Raw genomic sequence first — 8,866 nt, forward strand, 5'->3', positions numbered from 1 at the left:
CGTTCGAGTGCCACCACCGCCACCACGGATACGTCGTTCTAGAGCTACTCATGTCCCTCGAGCGACGTATCCGTCCCTCTCAGCGACTGCCGTCGCCGTCGTGTGTGTGCGGTAAAAGCGGGTACGAAGAGCTACGCGGCTGGCTCGTTGCTGATCTGGGAACACACCCCGAGCGGTAACGCCGTCTCACGGCTGCCCTGACGGACCCCGTGTCCGTCGCGTAGACCCTCCTCTGCGTTTTAATTTCAAATATAATTCCGGTGAATTTAAATTGTAGGGCATCAGAGCCGACTGTATGTGGAATCCCACTCACCACACGCAGCCGAGTAGTACGCCGAAAGCAGCCATGCCGACGCTCGAAGAACAGGTACGAAGCCTGCTCGACAGCGCCTTCGCCGGCGTCTTCTCGCCAGCCCAGGAGGAACACGATGACTGCTGAAACGCCCGCAGAACGGTCCGAGAGTCAGAACCGCGAGTCGACAGACGACGCCGCGACACTCCGTGCTGACGGCGGAGCCGAAACCGTTGCTGGTGGGTCCGTCGTTCGCGGTCGAAACGTCGCGGACGCGGAGGCAACCCGCAGCGATATCGTTCTCACTTCGTCACTGCCGAAGAAGCTCTGGCTGCGCCTTCCGTGGTTGCTAGTCGCCCTGGCCGGTGGCCTCCTCGCAGGCGGGGTAATCGGCGGTGCCGAAGGGTCGCTGGAAGCAGCCGAGATCGCGTTGCTTGCGATCTTCGTTCCCGTCATCATGGACATGGGCGGCAACGTCGGGACGCAAGCATCGACGATTTTCGTCCGCGGGCTCGCACTCGGGCACATCGACGACAAGAACGTGCTCAAACACCTCGCTCGCGAGTCCCTCCTCGGTCTCGCTATCGGGCTCATCATCGGCACCATTGCTGCTGGCATCGCGATGGTCTGGCATGGGGAGCCGATGCTGTCGATCGTGCTGTTTACCGCCCTGGTGACGGTCTGTCTGGTCGCGAGTACGTTCGGCTATCTCATCCCGTGGGCCGCACACAAGCTGGGGTTCGACCCGGCTGCGGTTTCTGACCCCGTCGTGACGACGTTCAAGGACCTCACCGCCGTGGTCATCTACTTCGGCCTGGCGATCTGGCTGCTCCCGGGGGCGCTATAACGCATGTCCGAGACACTCGCCGATCTCGTCTCCGACGAGTTCCAGACCGCCGCCCCCACGACCACGGTCGACGAGGCGATCGACCGCTTCCGCGATCGAACGCCGACGGACGGGACGACGCTGTACTACCTCTACGTCGTCGAGGGCGACGAACTCGTCGGGGTCGTCTCGGTCACCGACCTCCTGAACGCCGATCAGACGACCACCGTCGAACGAATAATGACGACCGATATCCGGACGGTTTCGACCGACACCCCGGTGGCTGACGCAGTCGACAGCATCTCCGAACGCGGATTTCCCGCGCTGCCGGTAACTGAAGACTCGAGGATCGTCGGCGTCGTGCGGGCGGACGAACTGCTCGAGGCGGTCGAAAACGAGATGACGATCACGGCGCTGAAAAAAGCCGGATTCTGGGTATAACGGCTCGGCCGAGACCGCCCCCCAGTAGCATTTTTATCGATGGTACGTGTCGGAAATCGCTTCGAGAACGGTTCTCTGTACGTGACCGATGTAGCCGTCGTACAGGTGGTGGGGGCTGACACGGTCGCACGCCCGAACGTAGCAACACCGGACACGATCAGTACTATGCAAACCACACTCATCGGAACGGAATCCAACGATTGTCCGAACAAGTGAGACGATGGCTCGAGAACAGTATCAACGGGAACTCGAGGCGCTCCGCGAGGCGGTACTCGAGATGGGCGCGCTCGTACAGACGCAGTTCGACCGCGCTGTGACGGCCCTCGCTGGCCACGAGACGGAGATCACTCGCCAGGTCGTCGAAAGCGAAGACCGAATCAACGAGTACTATCTCGACATCGAACGCAAGTGCATCGAGCTGCTGGGACTGCAACAGCCGGTCGCCAGCGACCTCCGGTTTATCGCCTCGTCGTTCAAGATCAGCACCGACCTCGATCGAATCGGTGACATCGCGGTCAAGATCGCCGAACGGACGGAAGCCGGGCTGCCGGCGATGGAGACGGCCGTCGACATTCCCTCGATAGCTCAGGAGAGCGCAACGATGGTTGCCGATGCGATCGACGCATTCGAGAGTTCGGACACGGACGCGTGCCAGGAAATCATCGCTCGTGACGACCAGATCGATCAGCTCGCAAAACACGCGAGCCGCCAGGTCTTCCACGAAACGGCAACGCTCGACGCCGCGATCGTCGATCTCGACGAACACCACGAGCGCGTCCTTCGGCTCGTGATCACCGTCGCCGACATCGAGCACGTCGCCGATCACGCGACCAACGTCGCCGCTCGGACGGTCTATATGGTGACTGGTGACGACAGTCTCCTCGAGTAGCTCCGTCAGTACGCCTCGGTACGGTTGTCTGGTGACAACTGAGTGGCGACCGTCGAAGAGCCACACGAGCGCGTACTCGAACCCCGAGGAAACGCGCAATCTGAACCGCCAACTCCTGATTCCCCGGTTAACGAGACGCGACACGTCTCGTTTGTGTCCTGAGGGGTCTGTCGGCGCAGGTGGATTCAATCACCAGCGCGGTCTGCTTGGAGAGTGAGTTCGCCACGCTCGGTCAAAGTATACGTTCCGCCGGTCTTCTTGCTCGCTATCGATGTATTGGCACCTCTAACTCCTGGCGGCGTTCGTACACCGTCGGCCCCTGCTTGCCGAGGTCTTTGGCGAGCGAGTAGCCGTGGCGGGACTCTTCCTCGAGTTGGGCAAGGATGGTCCGTTTCGCGTCGGACGGCGTAGCCCCATGTCGTCCTGGGATTTGGATGGATCGGTGATAAGCAACACATACTCGAATGCCTATGTATGGGCGATCAGCTACCTGTCGGTGGAGGTGGTACAACAGTCAAGTACTACAGGAGGTGAACGGGAGACCAATCAGATGTCCCCGGTTGACCTCGGACGGGTAGTATCGGATGCCGACACCCAGGAGGACGTCCTCGGCGCGACGGAGGGAATCTGGAGTGCTCTCTCCGAGTGAATGGGCCCGACGGAGACGCCGTGGGTCGTTGCGTCGAACGGTACCGGGACGGTCGTCTGTGGCCCGTTGCGATGGCAGTAGCTGACTACGCGAGGGAACGATCCGACCTCACGCTGAAGAGTACGGTAACGGTAACGGTACACCGGTGGGAAGACCACGGCGGTGACATGGAATCGGCGTACGACGAGATTCTCTTCTGCGTAAAGAACAAACGCGACTAGCAGTTCCACAAGGACGACATTCGGGTTGCACACGTATACGAGGGCAACGAGTGGGGTGGCGAACGCGAGAACGAACAGTGCCTGAAGTACATCTGGTGACACGAGATGCAGTACGACGGCCGAGACGGAGGCAAGCTCGACAGGGAAATCAACGACGACGACGACGACAGTATCGCGCTCCGAACCCAGTCGATCGACTACTCACGGAGCACCGACGTTACCTGATCTGGAACAGCCGCTTCCAGTGTCGGCTCGAACCGGACGAGACCCGCTTCCAGGGACGGGGACCGCCCGGCCGGAATCGGTCACTGGGTGTCCTCGAGTGTGGAGCCCTCGAGGGAGCCAGGAGCATGCATGACAGTACAAAAACCGACGAACGGCATGGAGGTAACCGTCCGAACTGGTCCAAACGTCGGTAGCGACGCGATGATCAGCCGAACAGCCGATCGAGTACCACACGCTGGACCAGTCCCGGCCGCTGTTTCCCGGCGGGTTGAACCATGATCGACGTGACATCGACGACGTCGACGAGTCGGTCACCGGGCCGACCGAGGAGCGCTCCGGACACCCCACGACGTTCGGTGGTCGTGACGAGGAGGTCTGCAGCGTTTGCGAACCGGGCGAGACCTGCCACGCGGTCGTCGCTGCGGAGAATCTGCGAGTCAGCCGTCACGGTAAGTATGCGCCGTAGTTCATCGTGGTACTCCTGGACAACCTGCTGACGTTCTGCGGGCGCATCCTCCGGAATGGTCTGCAACAACGTGAGCGTCGCGCCGGTCTCCTCGGCGATCGCATCAGCGACGAGTAGTTTCTCGGGATCGTACACGCCACGATCGGTCGCAACGGCGATCTCGTCGACTCGATCGATACCGCGATCCTCGACGAGCAACACGCCACAGCGTGCGTTCTTCAACACGTGCTCGTTGATCCCCTCACCGTACAGCTCGTGGAGCTCTTCTACCCGGCGCTCGAGGACGACAAACGACTGGTCCTCGAACGAGGCAAACTCGACGATTGCTGGGCCGATGTCCTCGGTCGTGACCGTCCGAAAGTCGATCGGCTGGCTTTGGGTCGCGGCAGTCGACTCTGGTCCGTCTTCGTCGACGCCGATCGTGTCGTCGGTGGCTCCGTCAGTCTGCTGGACGCCGCCGTCGGCCGTGGCTGGACCGTCGTCGAGGGTTCCAAGCGGCGGCATTTCGTGTGTCCAGTCGGGCGGTTCGTCGCGTCGGGACGTAGTGTCACCGGCCGTGAAGGCACGATGTGGCACCTGTTCGAACTCGGCGACTGTCACCGATCCTTCCTGTAGCGACGACAGGTCCGTTCCGACCCGGAGCATATCGCGACGCGTCTGGCGCGGCGTTTCGTCCGTGATCGCGACGAGCGTGTCGTAGCGTCGTCCCTCCGCAAACAGCTCCCGGGTTCGTTCGATGGCAGCTTCACCGACGTTGCGACGGAGTTCAGTGCGTGCGCTCCCCTCGCGGTCCGTCCGGGGACGGACGTACAGATAGAAGTAGACGACGGAGGCGGCGGTGATGAGTACTGCACCCACGAGCGGGACGAACCCGACCTGCGTGAGCACGACGAACCCGCTGGCCATCCCGAAAAGCTGCATCCACGGGTACAGCGGCGAAACGAATTCAGGCCGATAGTCGTCGATTGCACCTTCACGAAAGCCGATCAACGCGAGATTCACCAGAATGAAGACGATAATCTGGAACGCGCTGCCGAACTTCGCAACCTGGTCGATCGGTACGAAGGCAACGAGTACGACGATGATGGCACCCGAAACCGATATCGCGAGTACGGGAGTGTTGAACCGATCGCTGACCTGCTCGAACGCGCTCGGAGCGAGCCCATCACGAGCCATCGCGAACGGGAACCGTGAAGCGGACAGCAGCCCCGCGTTGGCCGTCGAGGCCAGCGCCAGTAGCGCCGCCAGCACGACCGCAACGACCCCCGCCTGTCCGAGCGTCGCGGACGCTGCCAGTGCCATGATGGCACCCTCGCCATCTGGCTGGAGAGAACCTGCGGCGATCGCCCCGTCGATGTCGACAACCCCGATGGCGACGTAGACGGTCCCCACGTACAGCGCCGTTGTCAGCACCAACGACCCGATCATCGCCCGCGGGATCGTCTTTCCGGGGTCTTTTACTTCCTCGGCGACGGCTGCGATTTTGATCACGCCGGCATACGAGATAAACACGAGTGCCGTCGCGGCGACCAGTCCATCCGAACCGAAGTTGAACGCACCCGCGGCGCGTTCGGGGGAGACGTCGGAACTGCCGCCAACGACGAACCACGCGAGCACGACGAGCATCACGCCGACGATGGCGAACTGCAGGCTGCCGGCGCTTTTCGTGCTCACGACGTTGATGACTGTAAAGAGCACGGCGAGTCCAACCGCGATGACGAGGATATACTCCGCGAGCCACGGTGCAACGAACACGAGATATGGGACGCCCCCGATCAGTGCGAGTGCACCCTTGAACGACAGCATGAACCAGTTGCCGATGCCGGCGATCGTCCCGAGCAGCGGTCCCATTCCGCGCTCGACGTAGACGTACGAACCGCCGTCTTCCGGCATTGCCGTCGCCATCTCGGACGCCGAGAGGGCAGCCGGCAACACCAGTAGTCCGGCGATCAGAAACGCAAGGACGACGGCTGGTCCGTCGACCGCGACGTACGCTACGCCGGGCAGGATAAAGATGCCAGACCCGACCATCGCTCCGATCGCGATGGCCATCGTCGATAACAGTCCGAGGTCACGTTTGAGTCCTGTTTCCACAGTGTCATACACCGATCGGACGGTCCTCGTCCGAATCAACTATTTCTAGTGATCGACCATGCTAATCGAACAGCCCTAACAGTGAAACGTGACCGGCCCCCACCACGGGAGCACGGCACGTCACAGACGTATCGACTGCTCTCGGTGAACGGTACGCCGGCAGTTCGCACAGAAGGTACCGACGTGTAGCTTTACTATCGCGGCACCCTATCACTCGATGTGGATAAATACGCCCGCTGGTTCGTCGAGCAGGAGCGCTTTTATCGACTGCTGCTCGTCGCAGTCGTCTTCTTCGGGGGTGCGGTCGCTGCGACCGGCGCTATCACTGCAAACGCCGTCCTGCTCGGCTTAGGAGTGTTCTGGATTCTCGGTGGTGGGCCACTCATCGTCGTCCTCGCGAACCGAGATTCGCAAAGTGGCTAGTACGTGAGGCCGGTTCGTTCAGTCCCGGAAAGTAACGTTCTTAGCCACTGTAGCTTCCAAAATATCAAACCCGTATGGATAGCCGCTTAAATAGACTCGAGTGGAAGCATTTACCACGCATGGCACTGCCACCCTCTATCACGGTCGCTGTACAGCAACTCCCGCTCGAGAGCGGACTCACCCAGACAGAACTCTTCGAGTACGTTTTCGACGATACGCTTCTGTCCCTCTCGTTCGTCCTGAACATCGCCCTTGCAGGAATCACCATCCTGGGAATTGCCTATCTGGGGAGAAATCTGACCGATCCACGGGCGAAAGTCATCGCCGTTTCGCTCATGTTGATCTCCGTCGTCTCGATCTCGAGTTACTCGGGACTTACCTCGGGGCTGACACTGAGTGTCGTCGAGATGCCGGCCGGTCACCCAGCCGAGGGAACGACGACGGCCGGTGAAGACGGCGTCCTGACGATGTGGGGACGGTATCTCACGTGGACGTTCTCTACGCCGTTCATCCTGATCGCACTCGGGATGATCGCCGGCTCGAACTGGACGAAGATACTCACCACCTGTGCGTTTACGATCGCGATGTGTGTCACTGGACTGGCAGCGGCGCTGACGACGTCCTCACTGATTATGCGCTGGTGGTGGTTCGCGATCAGTTCGATCTTCTTCCTCGTTATCGTCTTCGTCATCCTCGTCGACTGGACGGCCGAGGCAGAACGGACCGGCACGGCGGATTTGTTCAGTACGCTCAAAATCCTCACTGTCGTCGGTTGGTTCGGCTACCCGATCCTGTGGGCCCTCGGTGTCGAAGGGTTCGCCGTCCTCGACGTGGCGATCACGTCGTGGGGCTACAGCATCCTCGACATCATCACCAAGTACATCGTGACCTTCGTCGCGATGTTCTACGTGATCGACGAACCCCGTGCGATTACCGGCGGCGAGGAGTACGGTGCGAGTCTTCCCGGGTCCAGGCCGGCCGACGACTGATCCCAACCGATCGACGTGACGACGCTACCCGTGGGTTGCTCGAAGCGGGAGGTGTGAGGTCATCGACGGCTCGGAAGCCACGCTTGCGGAGCACTCGTCCACAACGACTGACGCTGATCGCCGCACGAGGGAGAATAGATTGGTTGCGTGGAACGCAAAGCGGACCGAACTCGACACCTTCATTTTCAGTTACGATTTATCGACTGTGTGTCGCTGCTCACGCCTGCCGTACTGATCGTTATCTGGAGTATATTCGTTCTGTACTCAGTCTCCGTGTTATTTTGGCTATACGAGGTGCTCGTACTGGCGCGAAACCAGTTGGCCTCGGCCGACGAATTGGCGTACGGCCACGACGATGTACAGGTGCGAATATTGACCATCGATGCCGAGGCCGTCGTTCAAGCGACGGTCAACTCGGTTCCGGACGGAGTCGATGACATTCGAGTTATTGCGGAAGAAGGGATGCAGATCGACGGGGCGACCGTACATGTGGTCCCCGACGATTTCGACTGCAAAGCCCGACACAAAGGACGTGCCCTCGAATGGGCTCGTCGAAACGTATCGTCTTCGCGAGAGTTCGTTCTCTATCTGGACGAAGATACCATCGTCCAGGAGTTCCAGGGGTTGCCGGACGCGGACGTCGTCCAGATCACCGAGATGCCGCTGTACACTGGTTCGTGGCTCTCGTACCTGTCCGAAACGTTCCGTATCGGGTATCAGGTCGAACAACGCGCCTTCGGTCAATTCACGTATCCGCTCTATGCATGGGGTGGTGGAATTGCGATTCGAAAATCCTTGGAGGACACGATCACATGGGATGCAGAAACGATCACAGAGGATACGAACTTCGTGTGGCGCGCAGCACAGGCGGGCGACCTCGATTTCCAGGTGTTGAACCTGAAGTTTCGGAATCAGGCCCCACCGTCGCTCCGGGGACTGCTTCGCCAACGACGACGGTGGTTCGCCGGTACACAACACTCCTCGAACCTCCTTCCACGGAAGTACCGCTTCCTTCTCGGCTTCCGGCTGATTGCGTGGGCATTGTCGCCGCTGATCCCCGTCCTGTCAGTGCTGCTGTTTCTGTTCCCGCAGTACGTTCCACAGCCACTGTTCTATCAGCTCGGCTCACTTGCCATGTTTTTCGTTCTGTTCGTGATTACGCTGGTCGGTGTCCGCGTGTACATTCGCTACGAACGGGCACCACTGCTGGCCGTCCCGCTGACTCCCATGTTAGTCGTGCTGAATACCGCTGGCGCGCTGTGGGGGTGGATTTCTCCCGTGGAAACCTTCGCCGTTACCGAAAAGATCGCACCGGAACCCGAAACGGTCCCACCGGAGACGATAGAGGAGG

9 protein-coding genes are annotated in these 8,866 nt (G+C 60.5%); 8 read left to right on the forward strand and 1 reads right to left on the reverse strand.

Annotated features, from left to right (window positions below; genetic code table 11):
• Nucleotides 1-295 precede the first annotated feature (295 nt).
• From C446_RS19330 to C446_RS19090, 5 genes are all read left to right on the forward strand, one after another.
• Nucleotides 296-439 (forward strand): hypothetical protein, encoded by a 144-nt coding sequence (locus C446_RS19330; protein ID WP_169331363.1) that lies wholly within the window; start codon nt 296-298, stop codon nt 437-439.
• The gene (locus tag C446_RS11520) at nt 429-1,139 is read left to right on the forward strand and encodes a magnesium transporter (protein ID WP_006673279.1); all 711 of its coding nucleotides are present in this window, start codon (nt 429-431) and stop codon (nt 1,137-1,139) included. Before C446_RS19330 ends, C446_RS11520 begins: the two co-directional genes overlap by 11 nt.
• A 3-nt stretch (nt 1,140-1,142) precedes the next feature.
• Nucleotides 1,143-1,559: a CBS domain-containing protein gene (locus C446_RS11525; RefSeq protein ID WP_006673280.1), complete on the forward strand. Its 417-nt coding sequence runs from the start codon at nt 1,143-1,145 to the stop codon at nt 1,557-1,559.
• Nucleotides 1,560-1,779: 220 nt separating this feature from the next.
• Nucleotides 1,780-2,448, forward strand: coding sequence for a phosphate signaling complex protein PhoU (phoU, locus tag C446_RS11530; RefSeq protein WP_006673281.1), 669 nt, complete (start codon nt 1,780-1,782; stop codon nt 2,446-2,448).
• Between the two features lie 720 nt (nt 2,449-3,168).
• Nucleotides 3,169-3,318, forward strand: coding sequence for a hypothetical protein (locus C446_RS19090; protein WP_160162968.1), 150 nt, complete (start codon nt 3,169-3,171; stop codon nt 3,316-3,318).
• A gap of 430 nt (nt 3,319-3,748) precedes the next feature.
• On the opposite strand, the gene C446_RS11540 is transcribed toward C446_RS19090, so the two are convergent.
• On the reverse strand, nt 3,749-6,103 hold the full coding sequence (locus C446_RS11540) for an APC family permease (protein WP_006673283.1): 2,355 nt from the start codon (nt 6,101-6,103) through the stop codon (nt 3,749-3,751).
• A gap of 219 nt (nt 6,104-6,322) precedes the next feature.
• Between C446_RS11540 and C446_RS11545 the strand changes: the two genes are divergently transcribed.
• The 3 genes from C446_RS11545 to C446_RS11555 form a co-directional block, all read left to right on the forward strand.
• A complete protein-coding gene (locus C446_RS11545) occupies nt 6,323-6,526 on the forward strand; it encodes a hypothetical protein (RefSeq protein ID WP_006673284.1) in 204 nt (67 codons plus the stop codon).
• Between the two features lie 119 nt (nt 6,527-6,645).
• Nucleotides 6,646-7,515, forward strand: coding sequence for a bacteriorhodopsin (locus tag C446_RS11550; RefSeq protein WP_006673285.1), 870 nt, complete (start codon nt 6,646-6,648; stop codon nt 7,513-7,515).
• 198 nt (nt 7,516-7,713) lie between these two features.
• On the forward strand, nt 7,714-8,866 hold a 1,153-nt coding region (locus C446_RS11555), incomplete at its 3' end, for a glycosyltransferase (protein WP_394295210.1).

Origin of the sequence: Halobiforma nitratireducens JCM 10879 (genome assembly GCF_000337895.1) — an archaeon.
Taxonomy (GTDB): domain Archaea; phylum Halobacteriota; class Halobacteria; order Halobacteriales; family Natrialbaceae; genus Natronobacterium; species Natronobacterium nitratireducens.

Excerpts from the sequence above, each read along its gene's own strand:
- C446_RS11525 (WP_006673280.1), top strand. The coding sequence starts at position 1,143 with ATGTCCGAGACACTCGCCGATCTCGTCTCCGACGAGTTCCAGACCGCC.
- C446_RS19090 (WP_160162968.1), top strand. The coding sequence starts at position 3,169 with ATGGCAGTAGCTGACTACGCGAGGGAACGATCCGACCTCACGCTGAAG.
- C446_RS11550 (WP_006673285.1), top strand. The coding sequence starts at position 6,646 with ATGGCACTGCCACCCTCTATCACGGTCGCTGTACAGCAACTCCCGCTC.
- C446_RS19330 (WP_169331363.1), top strand. The coding sequence starts at position 296 with ATGTGGAATCCCACTCACCACACGCAGCCGAGTAGTACGCCGAAAGCA.
- phoU (WP_006673281.1), top strand. The coding sequence starts at position 1,780 with ATGGCTCGAGAACAGTATCAACGGGAACTCGAGGCGCTCCGCGAGGCG.
- C446_RS11520 (WP_006673279.1), top strand. The coding sequence starts at position 429 with ATGACTGCTGAAACGCCCGCAGAACGGTCCGAGAGTCAGAACCGCGAG.